The organism is Streptomyces sp. NPDC037288 (assembly GCF_055603265.1).
On record NZ_JBVJVY010000009.1, the window covers coordinates 176,688 to 194,085 of the forward strand.

Here is a 17,398-nt window from a genome sequence, read left to right on the forward strand (position 1 = left end):
AAGCTATACCAGGATGCAAGATTGAACTCCAGTATCCTTCGGGGAGGCGTCCGCCTCTTCCGGGGTCAAGGGGTCGCTCGCGGTCAGTTCGTGCGTGAACCCCGCGAGGCCTTCCTCTCCGAGCAGCCGGTCCATCGGCACGTCCACGCCGTACCGGTCGATGAGCAGCCTCCTGAGCCGTACGGCCAGGATCGAGTCGAGCCCGAGGTCACGCAGCGGCCGGCGGCGGTCCACACGGTCGGCAGGCACGCCGAGCACCGCGGCCACATGGCGGAAGAGGCTGTCCGCGTCCAACGCCCCGCCCGGCGAGGCCGGTTGGTGCCGCCGTGCGTCCAACCGGTCCGCCCGCGCGGAGGGCGGTCGCCCCTGACGGCCCGATCCGTGGGCCGCCGGGCGCAGAGTGATACCGCGGAACTCGGCGATGACCCGGCTGTCGGGGTGACACACCAGCACGTCGGCCTCGCGCTGCCCCTCGTCCAGCGGCCGGCAGCGGGTCAGGCACCAGAACTCCTCGGGCAGTTCCGTGTCCATGCGCGCCTCGGCCAGCGCCGTGGGTATGTAGGGGACGTCCGAAGACCGCGCCGTCGCGTCGTCCGTGGCAGAGATCAGCAGCGGCTGGAGCGCGGCTTCCCAGACCACCGGGGCCGGCGCGTCCGGGCGGGACATCCGCGCGACCGATTCACCGTCGCCGCACCACATTCCCCGCACCGCCAGCCGGTGATCCGGAACGCGGTATCCCCGGACGGCCGCGAGATGCAGGAAGGCCGACGGTGAGACGTACCGGCCACAGCGTGCGAGGGCGGCGTCCAGCCGGTCACACACCGCTCCGGCGTCGGGCAGCGAGCGGGTGCGCAGCCTCGCCCGCATCACCGGTACCCGTCTGCTCCGCCCCCCGCGCAGCGAGGACGCCTCGACCGTGGTGGCGCGGGAGCCGTCCCCCGCCGGAGGACTCCAGGACGTCCGCAGATACGTGGTGTCGGCGGCCTCGACGAGCTCGCCGCCGAAGCGGACGTCTTCCAGGATCCGCGACCGGCCTGCCGGGGCCGGCGTACCGAGGCCGGCGAGAAGGAAGGCGGCGGCGGGCAGCGGGGTGACGTCCCCCACCGTGACGCCTCCCCAGTCTCCCACCTCCATGGTCCGCGTCTCGGGCTCCGCGCCCGAGTGCGTCACCGCGGCGATGTCCTCACGGTGGTGTTCGGCATCCCACTGGTAGGACGGCAGCGGCACTCGGGCCGCGGCGCCCCTGAACCATCGGTGCCAGTCGATCCGGGCTCCCTCGACGAAGAGGCGACCGGCGGCACAGGCCATCGTCAGGGGCTCGGAGCGGTCGCGGTACATCGAGGCGACCACCTTGACCGGAGCGCCGACGGAGGCCAGTGTTTCCTCGATGGCCGGGGTCAGCACCGGATGCGGGCTGATCTCCACGAAGGCGTGTTCGCCCGTCCCGGCCAGCGCCGCGAGGGTGCCGGCGAACCTCACCGGACGGCGCAGGTTGGCCATCCAGTACGCGGCATCCAGCTCGGGCCCCGCCACCTGCCGGCAGGTGACGGTGGAGACCATGTCGACCGCGCACGGCCTCGGCGCCAGGTCCGCGAGGGCGGCCATCAGGTCCCCGGCCAACGACTCCATCTCCGGCGAGTGCGAGGCGACGTCGACCTTCACCGGCCGGCAGAACACCTGGCGCGAGCGGAGCTGGTCGGCAACGGCCCGCAGGACCTGCGCGTCGCCCGCCAGGACGGTGGAGGACGGCGCGTTCTCCACCGCCACGCCGATACGGTCACCGTGGCGTTCGGCGACGGCCCGTGCCTCGTCGGCGGGGAGGTCGACGGCGAGCATCCCCCCACGGCCGGACCGGCTCATCATCAGACGGCTCCGGCGGCAGATGACCGCGGCCGCGTCCCGCAGGGACAGAGCTCCTGCCACGTGCGCCGCGGCCGACTCGCCCATGCTGTGCCCTACGCACACGTCGGGCTCGATGCCCCGGCTCCTCCAGGCCTCGGCGAGAGCCACCTCCATGGCCCACAGGACCGGCTGAACGGTCTCGACCGACCGGGGAAAGCCGGCGGCCTCCCCGGTCAGTATCTCCAGTGGGGAAAGACCCGCCTCGGCACGTACCGCGGCGTCACACCTCTCCATCGCCGTCCTGAACTCCGGCCAGCCGGCGAGCAGTCCACGCCCCATGCCCAGCCACTGCGATCCCTGTCCGGGGAAGACGAACGCGGTTCTGACCCCGTCCCGGACCGGCTCCTGGCCGCGTCCGCCCTGCGGGGTCTCCTCACCGGCCGCCAGCGCCCTCAGCGCGCCGGCCAATTCGTCATGGGTCCGGCCGACCGCCCACAACCGGTACGGGTGGCTGTCCCGCCGGCAGGCCGCAGTCGAACAGATCGCGTCGAGGGGGTGTTCCCGCCCGGCCCCGCCCGGCTCCAGATGGGCCGCATGGGCACGCGCGATGCGGCTCAGGGCACGAGGGGAGCGGGCCGACAGGACCAGCAGGTGCGGTGTGTCCGGCGCGGTGGCATCCTCGCCGTACGCGACGGGGCCGGGTTCCCGGGCGGAGGGGACGTACTCCCCTACGACGACATGCGCGTTGGTGCCGGACAGGCCGAAGGAGCTGACACCCAGCAGCGCGGCATCCCCGGCCCTGGGCAACGGCTGGTTGCGTGCGGCGACTTCGATGGGAAGGTCGCCGGCGGCGAGCAGCCGGTGCGGTTCGTTGTAGTGGAGTGATGCGGGGACGAGGCGGTGCCGGGCGATGAGTACCGTCTTGATGAGGGCCGCGATGCCGGCCGCGGCCTCGGTGTGGCCGATATTCGTCTTCACCGCCCCGGTGAGCAGGGGCGCCTTGGAGCCGCGTCCGCCCATCTCCTCGGCGAGGGCACGTAACTCGACCTCGTCCCCGACCACGGTCCCGGTGCCGTGGGCCTCCACGTAGTCCAGGTCGGAGGGGGTGATGCCGGCGCTGCGACACGCCTCGCGCAGCATCGCGCGCTGGCCGTCGACCGCGGGACGCAGCAGCAGGCCGCTGGCGCGTCCGTCGTTGCTGACGGCGCTGCCGAGCAGCAGGGCCTGCACGATGTCGCCGTCGCGCTGGGCGTCCCGCAGTCGTTTCAGGACGACGACGCCGATTCCCTCACTGCGGACGAATCCGTCACCGGACGCGTCGGCGAACTTGCAGCGTCCGTCGGCGGCGAGCATGTCGGCCTGTGCGTAGGCCACGGCGTCGTCCGGCGACAGGATGATGTTCGTCCCCGCCGCGATGGCCAGATCGCTCTCCCCGGTGAGCAGGCTCTGCCGGGCCGCGTGCACGGCCACCAGGGACGAGGAGCACGCGGTGTCCAGGACGACGCTCGGGCCTCGCAGGTCCAGGGCATAGGACAGCCGGCCGGCGGTGACGGCTCTGATGCGGTGCCCCGCGGCTCCGTGGATCGAGCGTCGGGTCAGCGGTCGCGGCAGGTCGCCGTACTCCGAGGTGGCCTGCCCGACGAAGACCCCGGACCGGCTGCCGGCGAGACTCGACGGGGGCAGGTGGGCGTCCTCCAGGGCTTCCCAGGCGGTCTGGAGCAGCAGCCGTTGCTGGGGGTCCATGGTCTGCGCCTCGGTCGGCGCTATGCCGAAGAAGCCGGCGTCGAAGGCGAACGCGTCGTCCAGGAATCCGCCGTGACGGGAGACGGTCTTTCCGGGGGTGCCGCCCACCGGGTCGTAGTGCTCTTCGACGTCGAACCGGTCCCGGGGGACCGGGGTGATGGCGTCACCGTTGTTCACCAGGAAGGACCAGAAACTGTCGATGCCAGGCGCTTGAGGAAACCGGCATCCCATACCGATGACCGCGATCGGGTCCGCAACCGGCACGTCTCGTCCGGCGGACCGTACTTCCCCCGTGAAGCCCATCCATCCCCCTGAATGACATCAGGCCAGCTCGCCGACCGGTCGATGGACCGACGTAACGCTCATGACCTTGAATACAAACTTAGACTCGCACACATGGCTGATCCCTGTCACATGAATTTTCCGACATTCGCCTTCGCCTTGGCACATGCAACGGCGACAGGTGCGGGATCGGCCTGCGGTGCGGCGGGGGAACACACAGCTCCGCCCGGAACTCGGGGAGTTCCGGGCGGAGCGGGGGCCGTACCCGTGCCGATGCGGGGGTAGCGCGGGTACGGAGTCGAGGGGCGTCACTCGGGACGCCGGCTGTGCACAGCGGTTCGTGTGGCCACGAGGCCGGCACTCCTCAGGTCCGTCCCGGACCGCCCGTCGCGACGGCCGGCTTGTCGTCCGGCTTCCCGGCGTCTGGGGCGAAGGAGGCGGCGGTCTCCTCGGCGGTGCGGCGGGCCCACTGTCCGGTCGTGAGCAGACCCAGGGCGAACACCGCGACGCCGCAGCCGGTGATGATCCACCATCCCGGATGGCTCGCCTCGGCGAGCCCGGTGCGCAGGGAGCCGTGCAGATTCGACGTCACCACCGAACCGACCACGGCCACGCCGAGCGCCTGACCCACCTGCCGGCTGGTGGAGATGATGCCTGCCGCCACCCCGGCCTGCTCCGTGGGCATGCCGGACATCGCGGTGTTGGTGATCGGGGGGTTCTGCATGCCGAAGCCGAGACCGAAGACCGCGTAGACCACGAGCAGCCACACCAGAGCGGTCCCGTTGTCCAGGCTCGTCTGCACGACGGCGGCCAGGGCGATCGCGACACCCGCGATCACCAGCGGAAGCCGTGGCCCACGCTGCGCCACCATCCGGCCCGAGCGGGGCGAGACCAGCAGCGACATCACCGCGATCGGCAGTGTGCACAGCCCCGCTTCGAGCGCGGACATACCGCGCACATTCTGCAGGTACAGCGGGTTGATGAACAGGAAGCCGCTCATCGCGCCCATCCCGCACACCGCGACCACACTCGCTCCGCTGAACGGCACGCTCCTGAAGAACCGCAGCTCGACCAACGGCTCGTGGCGGCGCCGCTCGTATGCGATCAGGACGCCCAGCGCCACCGCGAACACCGCGAACAGGGCGACGATCCTCGGCGATGTCCAGCCCGCCTCCCGGCCCTCGATCGTCGCGTAGATCAGCGAGGCCAGGAGGACGATGACGAGCAGTTGCCCGACCGGATCGAAGCGACGTGCCCTGGCTGCCCTGGACTCCGGAACGAAGATCTGGCACAGCACGATGGCCAGCACCCCGATCGGGACGTTGAGCCAGAAGATCGCCCGCCAGCCCAGCGAATCCACCAGCGCTCCGCCGACGACCGGTCCGAGAGCCGTGCTGACGCCCATGACGCCCGCCCACATACCGATGGCGCGGGCCCGCTCGGCCCGGTCCGTGAAGGTGTTCGTGATGATGGCCATCGCGACCGGGTTCAGCATCGACCCGCCGACCGCCTGCACCATGCGAAAGACGATCAGCCAGCCGAGGCCGGGGGCGATGCTGCACAGGAGGGAGCCGACGGTGAACACCGCGAGGCCGACCTGGAAGGTGCGCCGACGGCCTATCCGGTCGGCGGTCGATCCCGACAGCATGAGCAGGCTCGCCAGAACGAGCAGATACGCGTCGACCGTCCATTGCAGCCCGGCCATCGACGCGTGCAGGTCGGTGGAGATCTGCGGTAGCGCGATGTTGACGATCGAGCTGTCCAGGCTGACGATCAGCAGGCTCATGCAGCAGATCGTCAGAACGAGTACGCGGCGCCGGCGGCTGAGCTCCGTCATTTCTCTCCTCCCGTTTCCGCCAGGGGCCCTCAGCGGGCCAGCTTGTCGGCCAGGGCGGCGGCGTCGTCGCCCGGCAGGCGGATTCCGAAGACCTCGTCCAGCACCTTGGGAACCTCGGCCGGCTCCAGCTGACGGGTCTCGTGGGCACCGTCGGGCCGGGTCACGGTCAGCGTGGTTCCGGTGAGGTCGTAGCGGGCGTCCGGCTGCGGCTGCTGGACCAGCAGATGGCGGACGAACCGCGAGGCCGGGTGCGTCGAGCGGTGGTAGTTCACCATGTCGTAGTCCACGGCGTACCGGGGGTCGAGGGTGAAGCTGAACAGGTCCCACCAGCCGTCCTCGCGGAGCGTGTACAGCACCCACTCCTCGTTGCCCGTCACGCCGGTCTGGCGCGCGAGCCTGTAGTGCCAGGCTCCCTGGAGGACTTCGTTGCCGTCCGTGATCTCGATCGGTTCCAGCGGGCCCATGTCCCCGAACCCGATGTCACACAGGTACGACTGACCGGTGCGCGGCGCGTCCGGCAGTTCCACCTTCAGCAGGGCGTGCGTGGCCGGGCGCAGGCCGGCTCCCATACGGGCACGGCCCGAGAGCCCGGTCACCTTGAACCCCAGCCTCTCCAGGACCGCGGCGAACAGGACGGTCTGCTCCAGGCAGTAGCCGCCGCGCGAGCGGGTGACCAGCTTGTCGTGCACCGAGTCGAGATCCAGCTGGACGGTCCGGCCCAGTTGGATGTCGACGTTCTCGAACGGAATCGTCGCCACGTGCGCCCACTGCAGGGCCCGCAGGGTCTCCAAGGTCGGGGTCCGCGGGCCCTCGAAACCGATTCGCGCGAAGTAGGAGTCGAGATCCGCCAGTTCGCCGTTCCAGCCGTACGCGCTGTCTGTGTTCACGCTTCCTCCCAGTGCCTGTGCGCAGCGAGAACAAGACTCCAGGAGGCGGGTACATAACCACAAATGCAATATCGGAACTTATAAAATGCACGCCATGCATGCGAAACTCGACCTGAACCTCCTGGTGGCCCTCGACGCCCTGCTGGAGGAGTGCTCGGTCACCAGGGCGGCGGCCCGACTGCGTATCACCGAGCCCGCGATGAGCCGCACCCTGGGACGTATCCGCCGGGTGCTCGGCGACCCGGTTCTGGTCCGCGCCGGCCACACCATGCAGCCGACGCCGCACGCCGTGGCCATCGCGGCGGAGGTCCATGCGCTGGTCCAGCGGGCATACACGGTGCTCGCGCCGACGGCGGAACTCGATCTGGGCAGCCTGGAACGCACCTTCACGATCGTCGCGAACGATGCGGTGGTGACCTCTGTGGGAGATCACCTCGTCTCCCGGGTGGGCTCGCAGGCGCCCGGCGTGACCCTGCGCTTCCTGGCGGAACTGGCGGGCGACAGTTCACGGTTGCGCGAGGGCAGCACGGATCTGGAGATCGGGGTGATACGCGCCGCCGCCCCCGAGATACGCACCGAGCAACTCGCCGAGGACCACCACGTCTTGCTCATGCGCGACGACAACCCCCTGGCCGAGGGCGAACTCACGGCGGAACGGCTGGCCGGCGCCCGGCACATCGTCACCTCCCGGCGCGGCCGTATGCACGGGCCCATCGACAAGGCGCTCTCCGACCTGGGGCTGAGCCGACGAGTCGTCGCCACCGCCCCCACCTTCGCCGCGACGGCGCTGCTTCTCACGGGATCGGACAGCTTCGTCTCCCTCGTGCCCCGGCTTCATCACCGCCGCACGGCCCGGGCACTCGGACTGACCCTGCGTGACCTTCCCCTGGCCCTGCCGCCCGTGCACGTCATGCAGGCATGGCACCCGCGCGACGACGCCGACGCCGCCCATGTCTGGCTCCGCCGCCAGGTGCGCGAATCGGTCCAGGCGATGCTGAGGTGAAACCCCGAACCGGGCCGGCGCGGGCTCGGGAGCCGGGGATTTATTCCCGCGGCGGCCCGTTGAGCGAAATTCAGCCATGGAATGGCCGAAAGGCCGTGATGCAAAAGCCAGTTGAGGTGATCGGTGATGCGCGAGTACGATCCCGTCGGACATGTGCCGTTGGCAGTTATCGACGGACCGGGCCAGCCTGTTTCCTTTCCGTACAAGGAATTCGAGGTTCCGGTGCGGCGCGCGAAAGAGCGCACCCGCCGGTCTCGTGGACACAAAATCAGGGGAGAATTCGTGTCTCACAAGCGCAAGATCGTCGTCGCTGCGGCCGCCGCGGCCGCTTCTCTGACCCTCGTCACCGTCGGGGCGAACGCCTTCGCCGACACGGGCGCCGCCAAGAAGACGACCGTGAAGTCCGCCGCCGCGGCCGGTATCACCGGCACCTGGTACAACGAGCTCGGCTCGACCTTCACGGTGACCGCGAACGCGGACGGCAGCCTCACCGGCACCTACGAGTCCACCGTCGGCAACGCCGAGAACCGCTACGTGGTGACCGGCCGCTACGACAGCGCCCCGACGGACGGCAGCGGCACGTCCCTCGGCTGGACCGTCTCCTGGCGCAACGACTACCGCAACGCCCACTCCGCCACGACCTGGAGCGGCCAGTACTTCGGCGGCTCCGCCGCACGGATCAACACCCAGTGGCTGCTCACCTCCGGCACCACCCCCGCCAACCAGTGGCAGTCGACGCTGGTCGGTCATGACGAGTTCACCAAGACCAAGCCGTCCGCCGCCGCCGTCGCCGCGGCCCGCAAGGCCGGCGTGAACGCCGGGGTTCCCACCCTGAAGAAGTGACGCGCCCGCCGGAGAAGTGACGCGCCGCTGAACACGTGACGCGCCGGCCCTCTCAGGGCGACGCGCGGACGGGGCGCCCGGAGGATCTCCCTCCGGGCGCCCCGTCCTTGTGCGCAACCCCGCTACAGCGGGGGATGCATCGCCACATAGGCGTCGATCGTCTCCCGCGGCGGGCCGTCGGCGACGACACGGCCCCGGTCGAGCACGATGACGCGGTCGAACTCGGCGAGAAGCTCCAGGTCGTGGGAGACGACCACCACCTTCTGCTCGAGCTCCCTGATGAGTGCGGCGACCCGGCGCCGGTTGCGCAGGTCGAGCAGGGTGGTCGGCTCGTCGAAGACCACGTACCGCGGCTCGACGGCCAGGACCGCGGCGATGGCCAGCATCTGCTTCTGGCCCCCGCTCAGCAGATGGGCGGGATGGTCCCGGAAATCCGTCAGCCCGAACTCCTCCAGCACCGTGTCCACCCGCCGGCCGGTCTCGGCGCGGCCGAAGCCGTGGTGCTTCAGCCCGAACGCGAGGTCCTCGGCGACCGTCGGCATCACGATCTGCACGTCCGGGTCCTGGAAGACGAAACCGACCCGGCGGCGCACTTCACGGCCCTTGGCCGCGGTGTCCAGGCCGTCCACCCGCACCCGGCCCCGCTCCGGCACCAACAGGCCGTTCAGCAGCCGGGCGAAGGTGCTCTTGCCCGAGCCGTTCGACCCGACGACGCCGATGCGGTCCGCGTCCAGCGTGAGGTCGATCCCGTCCAACACCCGCCGGTCACCGAACCGGTGACCCACTCCGTCGATCTCGATCATGCGCGCGAGTCCACGGAACGACGGGGATCGATCAGCGGGTACGCCCGGCGTACCGCGACGGCCGCCAGCGAGGCGAGCACCACCTTGAGCAGGTCACCCGGCAGGAAGACCGCGGAGACCTCGAAGGCCCTGCCCAGCGGCATGCCCGAGACGACCGCCATCCAGGGGATGCCGATGACGTACAACACCAGTGCGGCGCCGGTGAAGTTGGCGACGACCGCCCGCCACAGCGTGTAGTCCCGCCACATCCGCTCGGTCAGCAGGCCCGCGACCCAGGCGCCGATCGGGTACGCCAGGATGAATCCGCCGGTCGGCCCGAGGATCACCCCGAGACCACCGCGCCCGCCGGGCAGCACCGGCAGGCCGACCGCGACCAGCACCACGAACAGCAGAATCGCCAGCCCGCCTCTGCGCGCCCCGATCACGGAGCCCGCCAGGGCCACGCCCAGCGTCTGGGACGTGATCGGCGCCGGCACGAACGGCAGCTCGATCAGCGGGAACAGGCCGAGGACCACCATGATCGCCGCGAACAGCGCGATCTGGGCGATGTCCTTCGTACGCACGTCACAACCCCCCGAGAATAATGTGGAATGACCGCCACCGCCTCATCCTAGTGGCGCCCGCACAAACGCTGAACACGCCCACGAGACACGGCTCACACATATCCGGACCCTGTGGGTATTCATCGTGATCGGGAACCATTGATACGGTCACGGGGGAGGTGGGTTTCCGTCATGGTGGCAATGCCCGTGGATCGTGTCGACCTGTTCGGCCAGGAGTATGCGCTCGACCCATTTCCGGTGATGGCGGCGCTCCGGGAACACGAACCCGTGAAGTACGACGAGAACACGGGGCTGTGGCTGGTGAGCCGTTACGAGGACGTCCGGGCCATTCTCCTCGACCCGGAGAATTTCCACCCGGACAACGCGATCGACGCGGTCGGCCGTTTCTCCGTCCGGACCCTGCGGACCCTCGCCAGGGTCAGGTTCGAGCTGCCGAAGACCCTTGCCAACAACGGCGGTGACAGCCACGCCGGCTACCGCCGCATCATGACCCGGCTGCTCAACGCCCACGCCGTGGCCCGCGCCGTGCCGATGGTCGAAGACGTGGTGTCCGCCGGCCTCGACGAGGTGGCGGACCGGCTCGCCGGCGACGGAGTGTGCGACCTCGCCACCACCCTCGCGCGGGACGTGCCGTTCCACGTGATGCTGCGGATCCTCGGCCTCGATGAGGCCGTGGACGTGGACATCGACACCCTGGCCCGGTGGAGCGAGGCTTCCCTCGAACTGTTCTGGGGGCGCCCGCGTGGCGACCGGGAGCTCGAACTCGCCCAGGAGGCCGCCGACTTCTACGCCTGGCTGACCGAACTGGTGCAGCGTCCGGCCGCGGACCCCGCCACCCTGCTGGGCGCGCTCGGCGACCACCGCCTCCCGGACGGTGAGCCGCTGAGCCTGCCCCAGAAGGCCGCCGTGCTCTACTTCATGATCATCGCGGGTCAGATGACCACGACCCAGATGCTCGCCACCATGTTCCGCCGCGCCCTGGAAGTGGACGGCCTGTGGCGGCGGTTCGCCGGCAATCCGGCGGAAGTCGAGCCGTGGACCGAGGAGATGCTGCGGCGCGAGCCGCCCATCACCACCTGGCGGCGGATCACCGCCCGGCCCGTCACGATCGCAGGGGTGCAACTGCCCGCGGGAGCACCGCTGCTGCTGATGCTGGCAGCCACCGGCTCCGACCCCGGGGTCTTCGACGAGCCCGAGCGCATCTGCCCGCACCGGGGCAACGTACGCCAACACCTCTCCTTCGGCGTGGGCGTGCACCGCTGCTCCGGCGCCGAACTGGCCCGGATGGAGGCCGACGTGGTGATGCGCATGACCACCGCCCGCTTTCCCGACCTCACGCTCGCCGACACCTCCACGCCCGAGATGCTGGCGCTGCTGTCGTTCCGCGCCCCGCTCCGGGTCCCGGTGCGGCGCGGCTGACCCGGTCCCGTGCGGGCCGTACGACCCGGTGCGCACGGGACGTTGCTCTCAGCCCTTGCGCTGCGCACCGGGCTGTTGGGCCCGGTCCCCGCGGTCACCGGAGCGCGAGTCCAGACCGCGCGCCTCCAGTGCCTCACCGAGCCCGTCGGCCAGGCGCAGCGTCCGCACCAGCAGCGGGGTCAGAAACGCCGTGCTGCGCTCCACACCCCGCGCCTTCTGGGCGGCCCGCACCAGGTCCGCCTGCTCCTTGATGACCGGGACGAACCGGATCGTCATGGCCACCATCAGCCCCACCCGCTCCGGCCGCACCCCCAGCCGTTCGAAGGGCCTGAGGACGTGTTCCACCGCCGTGACCATCTCGGACGTTCGGGTCGTCAGGGTGACCAGGCTCGCCAGCGTCACCAGCCCCGTGATCCGCTCCGCGATCAGCAGTGCGCTCGTCCAGTCCGCCAGCAGTCCCTGGGCGAGGACCAGCACGGCGGCGAACGGCAGGACCGTCAGCAACTGCCGCCAGGCCAGCCGCAGGGGGATGCGGGCGAGTCCGTAGCAGGCCGCCACCGCGGCCACCGCCTCGCCGAGCACCAGCGGCGACCGGACGAAGAACGCGCCCGTGCCCGCGGCGAACAGCACCAGCAGTTTGCAGCCCGCCGGCACCGCGTGCACCGGCGTCCGTGCGGAGTGGTACAGGCCGATCACGGAGGCTCACCCGCCGGTGTGACGCTCGAACAGCGTCGCGATGCCGAGGCCACCGGCCGCGCCCAGTGTGGCCAGACCGTACCGCGCCCCGGTGGCGACCGGATCGCACGCGCCGAACATGTCCGCGAACAGCCGGGTCACCAGGACCGCCCCGGACGCGCCCCAGGGATGGCCGAGGGCGATGGCACCGCCGCCCCGGTTCACCCGCTCCTCCGGAATGCCCAACTCGTCCAGGCACGCGAGGACCTGCCCGGCGAACGCCTCCGTGAACTCCACCAGCGGGATGTCGTCCAGACGCAGCCCGGGATTGCGCTTCAGCAGGCGCCGTACCGCGGGCACCGGGCCCCAGCCCAGGATCTCCGGGTCCACCCCCGTCGTCGTCGCGTCGAGGACCCGCAGCCCCTTCGACAGCCCCAGCTCGCGGAACTTGCGCTCCGAGACGACCGCGACCATGGCGGCACCGTCGTTCACCGGGCAGGCGTTGCCCGCGGTGACCGTGCCGTCCTGCGCGAACACCGGCCTGAGCCGGGCGAGTTTCTCCGCCGTGGTGTCCGGGCGCGGACACTCGTCGGACGTCACCGTCACCGCGCCCGCTCTGCCGACCCGCACCTCGACCGGCACCAGTTCCGCGTCGTACCGGCCGGACTCCGCCGCGGCGACCGCCTTGCGATGGCTGGCCAGCGCGTACCGGTCCTGCCGCGCACGGCTGATGCCGCCCAGCCGGGCCACGTTCTCCCCGGCCACGCCCATGTCCGGGTCCCCGAACTCGGCCGGCACGAAAGGCGGTCGGGCGTAGAAGCGGGGGGTGCCATGGGGCACCGGCGGGCGTTCCACCCGCCACGGGGCCGTACTCGCGCTCTCCGCCCCGCCCGCCAGCACCACGTCCGCCGCGCCGGCCGTCACCAGCCGCGCCGCCAGGTTGACCGCCTCCAGGCCGCTCCCGCACTGCCGGTCGACGGTCATCCCGGGCACCTCGATGCCGAGGCCCGCGGACAGCAGCGCGTACCGGGCCGGATTGCCGCCGGAGCAGCCCGCGGTCCCCACGATCACCTCGTCCACGTCGGCACCGGACAGGCCCAGGTCGTCCAGTACCGCCGCGAGGACGGGACGCAGCAGCTCGTGCATCGGCGTCGTGGCGAAGGCACCGCCGATCCGGCCGATCGGCGTACGCCGCGCCGCGACCACGAGGGCCCGCTGCCCGTTCCCGTTCACAGAACCTCCCGTATGCTCTGCCGACCGTCCAGGAGCATGGCACGCACGCTGCGACGGTCGATCTTTCCACTCGATGTGTAGGGCAGCGCGTCCGTCTCGAACAGCCGGCGGGGGCACTTCTGCCGCGACACATGGCGCGACGCCCGGTCCCGCAGCTCCGCGAGGCTCAGCCGGCCCCCGTCACGCCAGCGCACCACCGCGCACACCAGATCGCCCCAGCGCTCGTCGGGCAGGCCCACGACCGCGACCTCCGCGATCTCCTCCAGCCGCAGCAGCGCCGCCGCCACCTCCTGCGGGTGCACGTTGAGGCCGCCGCTGATGAGCATGCCCTTGTCCCGCCCGACGAGGTGCAGATGTCCCCGCTCGTCCAGCCGGCCGATGTCGCCGACCGTGAACCAGCCGTCCTCGTCCGGGCCGCCGGTGTGCTCCGCGGACAGATAGCCCGTGAACAGCATCTCGCTGCGTACGTACAGCTGCCCGACCTCGTTCACGCCCAGCTCGTCCCCCGACGGGGAGCGCACCGACAGCTCGACCCCGGGCACGGGCCGGCCCACCGACTCCCACGGGCCGTCGTCCCGGCTGTGCAGCACGGAGACCAGACTCAGTTCCGTCGCCCCGTAGAACTCCACCGCGTCCGCGTCCGGGAACAGGGAACCGGCCAGTGCCCGGCGCGACGGCGACCATTTGTCGCCCACCGACAGCAGCGAGCGCACCTGGGGGAACGTCCGCCCCGGATGCCGGCGGGCCTCCTCCAGCATCGCCTCGAACATCGTCGGCACCAGGTACAGGTGCCGCACCCCGTACCGCTCGACGTGGTCGAACACGGCCGCCGCGTCGAACGACGGCATCAGGCACACCGTCGCGCCCACGTGCAGCGCGTGCACCGCCCCGAACAGGAAGTGCGAGTGCGCCAGCGATCCCGGCAGCAGGACCGTGTCGCCCTCGCCGATGCCGAACCCGGACGTGTAGTGCTCGAACGTCCGCAGCCAGGACCGGTGCGAGCGTACGGCGCCCTTGGGGCGACCGGTGCTCCCCGAGGTGAACCCGACGTAGAACGGCGCGGAGTCCGGCACCGAGGCCCCTTCTCCGCCTTCCTCCGTGCCGTACCGCTCCAGCCACTCGGGGAAACCGGAGCCGGCGACGTCCGTCAGCGCGCCGTCGGGCAGCTGCTGCCCGGCCGCCGGGGCGGGCTGGTCGTGGAAGAGCCGCGCCGGGGGAGTGTCCCCCAGCACGGAGGCCAGTTCCGCGCCGCTCCAGGCCGGGTCGAGCACCATCACCGGGATTCCGGCGAGGGCCGCGCCGAGGAAGATCTCCAGGAACTCCCGGCGGTTGCCGAGCAGTACGGCGACGCGGACATCCGGTTCCGGCTGCGGCCCGAACTCCGTGCGCAGCGCCCGGGCGACGGCGAGCACACCGCGCCGCAGCGCGCCGTAGCCGCACCGCCCGCCCGGACCGTCGCCGTCGCCCAGGGCGAGCGCGACACGGTCCGGTGACCTGGTCGTGTGCGAGAGGAACCCGCTGGCGATCGTCATGTGAGTGCTGCCCTTTCGGCCGTCGTCGGATCGTCGGTTCTGCGGACGGGTGGCGTCCCGGCGGAACGGTCGTACGGGCCCCTCACCAGGGACTGTTCTTCACCAGCACCTCCACCGCGCGGTCGATCTCGGCCTCCGTCAGGTCGGCGCGCGCGGTGAGCCGGACGCGGGAGAACCGGTCGGGCACCGACGGCGGCCGGAAGCACGCCACCCGGACGCCGTCCGCGAGGCAGCTCGCCGCCCACTGCACCGTCAGCGCCGCCGACGGGCCGCGCACGGACACCACGGCGGCCTCCGCCCGGGTCACCGGCAGCCCGGCGGCCGCGAGCCGCTCCGCGATGGACTTCGCCACCGCGCGCGTCCGCGCCGGCCGGTCCGGCTCGGCGCGCAGCACCCGCAGGGCCGCCAGCGCCCCGGCCGCCGACGCCGGGGCGAGCCCGGTGTCGAAGAGGAAGCTGCGGGCGGTGTTCATCACATGGCCGATCACCCGGCGGGAGCCGACCACCGCGCCGCCCTGCGCGCCCAGTGACTTGGAGAGCGTGAGGGTGGTGACGACGTCCGGGCTGCCGTCGAGACCTGCGGCGGCCACGGCGCCCCGGCCCCGCTCGCCGACGACCCCGAACCCGTGGGCGTCGTCGATGAGCAGACCCGCCCCGTGCGCACGGCAGACGGCCGCGACCGCGTCCAGGTCCACCAGGTCGCCGTCGACCGAGAACACGGATTCGGTGACCGCGAGCGCCCGCTGCTGCTCCCGGCCGCCGAGGACGCGCGCCAGGCCCTGGATGTCGGCATGGCCGGTGGTGACCACGTCGGCGCCCGACAGCCGGTACGCGTCGATCAGTGAGGCGTGGTTGAACTCGTCCGAGGCGACCAGTGTGCCCGCCCGGGCCAGCGCGGTGACCGCGCCGAGGTTGGCCAGGTATCCGGAGGAGAAGACCAGCGCGGCCTCCGCCCCGCAGAACTCGGCCAGTTCCCGTTCGAGTTCGCCGTGCACCTCGGTCGTGCCGGTGGCCAGTCTGGAGCCGGTCGAGCCGGCGCCCCAGAGGAGGGCCGCGTCGGCGGTCGCCCGGACCACCTGGGGGTGGCGGGTCAGCCCGAGGTAGTCGTTGCCGCCGAAGTCGATCACGTCCGGCCTGGGGCCGCGCACATGGACCCGGCGGGTCAGCCCGGCCCGCTCCATGCGGCGGGCGCTGTCGTCGATCCAGGCGAACACGTCCTGTGGTCCGCCGTCGCCTCGCGCCGATGGCTCCAACGTTGCCCCCTCACTCATGATGGCCCAGGACCAGGACGCCGTTGTGGCCGCCGAAGCCGAACGACGACGTGATCGCCGGGCCGGGTTCCCAGGGGCGGCCTTCGCCCGTCACCACGTCGACGTCGAGGTCCGGGTCGCGTTCGGTCAGGCCGAGGGTCGGCGGTATCACGCCGTGCCGCATGGACAGCAGCACCGCCACCGCCTCCAGAGCGCCTCCCGCGCCGAAGGCGTGCCCGGTGGCGCCCTTGGTCGAGGTCATCGGAGGGCAGTCGTCGAACACCGCCCGGACGGCCGTGCTCTCCGCCCTGTCGTTGAGGACCGTGCCGGTGCCGTGCGCGTTGATCTGGCGTACGTCCTCCGGGCGCAGCCCCGCGTCGGCGAGGGCCAGCCGGATGCACCGGGCGGCGTGGACGCCGTCCTGCGACGGCACGGTGATGTCGTGGGCGTCGGCCGTGCTTCCCGCGCCCAGCACCTCGCCGTGGATGAACGCGCCGCGCGCCACCGCGGTGTCCCAGTCCTCCAGCGTCAGCACCGCGGCGCCCTCGGCGATGACGAAGCCGTCACGTGCGACGTCGAACGGCCGGGTGCGGCCCGACGGCGACAGGGCCCGCATGGTGGTGAAGCCGGCGACGATCGTGGGCGTGATCGCGGCCTCCGTGCCGCCGGCCAGGACCACGTCGCAGGTGCCGTCGGCGATCATCCGGGCGGCATGGGCGATGGCGTGCGTACCCGCCGCGCACGCGGTCTCGATGCTCTCGCACGGTCCGCGCAGCCCCGCGTGGATCGCCACGGTCGCCGCCGCCGCGTTCGCCATGATCATCGGTACCAGGAACGGGGAGACCCGCCGGGCCCCGCGCTCGTGGTGCGTCACCGCCTGCCGCTCGAAGGTGCCGACCCCGGCGAGGGCGGTGGCGACGACGACGCCGCACCGGTCCCGGTCCACCTCCGCCTCCTTCAGTCCGGCGTCGGTCCAGGCCATCTCGGCGGCGGCGACGGCGAACTGCGTGAAGCGGTCGGTGTGCCGGATGTCGCGGGGCTCCATCCAGGGCGACGGGTCCCAGTCCGCCAGCTCGCGGTGGCCCGCAGCGGGTTCACGGAACAGCCCTTCCCAGAAGGCGTCCGCCCCTGTGCCGCAGGCGCTGACGACCCCGAGACCGGTGACGGCGACCCGGCGCCGCCCGTGTGCGTGCCGGTCGGTCATGACGTCAGCGACAGTACGAGTCGGTACAGGTCGTCGACGGTGCGGATGCGCTCGACGTCGTCGTCCGGCACCGATATGCCGAACTCCTCCTCCACCGCCATGACCAGCTCGACCTGTATGAGGCTGGTGGCCCCCAGATCGTCGGTGAAACTCGCCTCCAAGGTCACCTCGTCGCGCTTCACCTGAAGGACGTCCGAGGTCAAAGTCGTCAGCCGAGCCAGAACATCGTCAGCCACGGTGGGCCAACCTCCCCGTGTTTCCATGATCTTGTCCATTGTCACTG

14 protein-coding genes are annotated in these 17,398 nt (G+C 71.5%); 3 read left to right on the forward strand and 11 right to left on the reverse strand.

The window, feature by feature from the left end; translation table 11 throughout:
- Positions 1–3: 3 nt before the first annotated feature.
- From ACZ7GZ_RS14050 to ACZ7GZ_RS14060, 3 genes are all read right to left on the reverse strand, one after another.
- On the reverse strand, positions 4–3,888 hold the full coding sequence (locus ACZ7GZ_RS14050; protein ID WP_471023990.1) for a type I polyketide synthase: 3,885 nt from the start codon (positions 3,886–3,888) through the stop codon (positions 4–6).
- A gap of 343 nt (positions 3,889–4,231) precedes the next feature.
- On the reverse strand, positions 4,232–5,704 hold the full coding sequence (locus ACZ7GZ_RS14055) for an MFS transporter (RefSeq protein WP_471023993.1): 1,473 nt from the start codon (positions 5,702–5,704) through the stop codon (positions 4,232–4,234).
- 29 nt (positions 5,705–5,733) lie between these two features.
- A complete protein-coding gene (locus tag ACZ7GZ_RS14060) occupies positions 5,734–6,591 on the reverse strand; it encodes an arylamine N-acetyltransferase family protein (protein ID WP_471023996.1) in 858 nt (285 codons plus the stop codon).
- Positions 6,592–6,685: 94 nt separating this feature from the next.
- Between ACZ7GZ_RS14060 and ACZ7GZ_RS14065 the strand changes: the two genes are divergently transcribed.
- Together ACZ7GZ_RS14065 and ACZ7GZ_RS14070 are read left to right on the forward strand one after the other, a co-directional pair.
- Entirely contained in the window at positions 6,686–7,594 is a 909-nt protein-coding gene (locus ACZ7GZ_RS14065) for a LysR family transcriptional regulator (RefSeq protein ID WP_471023998.1), read from the forward strand.
- 282 nt (positions 7,595–7,876) lie between these two features.
- Positions 7,877–8,437, forward strand: a complete 561-nt coding sequence (locus tag ACZ7GZ_RS14070) for an avidin/streptavidin family protein (RefSeq protein WP_471024000.1) — start codon at positions 7,877–7,879, stop codon at positions 8,435–8,437.
- A 122-nt stretch (positions 8,438–8,559) separates the two neighbouring features.
- Here the strand turns inward: ACZ7GZ_RS14070 and ACZ7GZ_RS14075 are convergent, their stop codons facing one another.
- Entirely contained in the window at positions 8,560–9,240 is a 681-nt protein-coding gene (locus ACZ7GZ_RS14075; protein WP_471024003.1) for an energy-coupling factor ABC transporter ATP-binding protein, read from the reverse strand.
- Positions 9,237–9,803, reverse strand: coding sequence for a biotin transporter BioY (locus tag ACZ7GZ_RS14080; RefSeq protein WP_471024005.1), 567 nt, complete (start codon positions 9,801–9,803; stop codon positions 9,237–9,239). Before ACZ7GZ_RS14080 ends, ACZ7GZ_RS14075 begins: the two co-directional genes overlap by 4 nt.
- Positions 9,804–9,974: 171 nt before the next feature.
- Here ACZ7GZ_RS14080 and ACZ7GZ_RS14085 point away from each other — a divergent pair, with 171 nt between their 5' ends.
- The gene (locus ACZ7GZ_RS14085) at positions 9,975–11,222 is read left to right on the forward strand and encodes a cytochrome P450 (protein ID WP_471024006.1); all 1,248 of its coding nucleotides are present in this window, start codon (positions 9,975–9,977) and stop codon (positions 11,220–11,222) included.
- Between the two features lie 48 nt (positions 11,223–11,270).
- On the opposite strand, the gene ACZ7GZ_RS14090 is transcribed toward ACZ7GZ_RS14085, so the two are convergent.
- The 6 genes from ACZ7GZ_RS14090 to ACZ7GZ_RS14115 all read right to left on the reverse strand — a co-directional run bounded on the left by ACZ7GZ_RS14090 (position 11,271) and on the right by ACZ7GZ_RS14115 (position 17,390).
- Positions 11,271–11,918 carry an energy-coupling factor transporter transmembrane component T family protein gene (locus tag ACZ7GZ_RS14090; RefSeq protein WP_471024009.1) on the reverse strand — a complete coding sequence of 216 codons (648 nt, stop codon included), beginning with the start codon at positions 11,916–11,918 and terminating at the stop codon, positions 11,271–11,273.
- A 6-nt stretch (positions 11,919–11,924) separates the two neighbouring features.
- Positions 11,925–13,130 carry a thiolase family protein gene (locus ACZ7GZ_RS14095; RefSeq protein ID WP_471024012.1) on the reverse strand — a complete coding sequence of 402 codons (1,206 nt, stop codon included), beginning with the start codon at positions 13,128–13,130 and terminating at the stop codon, positions 11,925–11,927.
- Positions 13,127–14,662, reverse strand: coding sequence for an AMP-binding protein (locus ACZ7GZ_RS14100; protein WP_471024015.1), 1,536 nt, complete (start codon positions 14,660–14,662; stop codon positions 13,127–13,129). The genes ACZ7GZ_RS14095 and ACZ7GZ_RS14100 overlap by 4 nt, the downstream gene beginning before the upstream one ends.
- Before the next feature lie 82 nt (positions 14,663–14,744).
- The gene (locus ACZ7GZ_RS14105; RefSeq protein ID WP_471024017.1) at positions 14,745–15,932 is read right to left on the reverse strand and encodes an 8-amino-7-oxononanoate synthase; all 1,188 of its coding nucleotides are present in this window, start codon (positions 15,930–15,932) and stop codon (positions 14,745–14,747) included.
- Positions 15,925–17,115, reverse strand: a complete 1,191-nt coding sequence (locus ACZ7GZ_RS14110; protein ID WP_471024020.1) for a beta-ketoacyl-[acyl-carrier-protein] synthase family protein — start codon at positions 17,113–17,115, stop codon at positions 15,925–15,927. The genes ACZ7GZ_RS14105 and ACZ7GZ_RS14110 overlap by 8 nt, the downstream gene beginning before the upstream one ends.
- Positions 17,112–17,390 (reverse strand): acyl carrier protein, encoded by a 279-nt coding sequence (locus ACZ7GZ_RS14115; RefSeq protein WP_471024023.1) that lies wholly within the window; start codon positions 17,388–17,390, stop codon positions 17,112–17,114. The genes ACZ7GZ_RS14110 and ACZ7GZ_RS14115 overlap by 4 nt, the downstream gene beginning before the upstream one ends.
- Between the last annotated feature and the right edge of the window lie 8 nt (positions 17,391–17,398).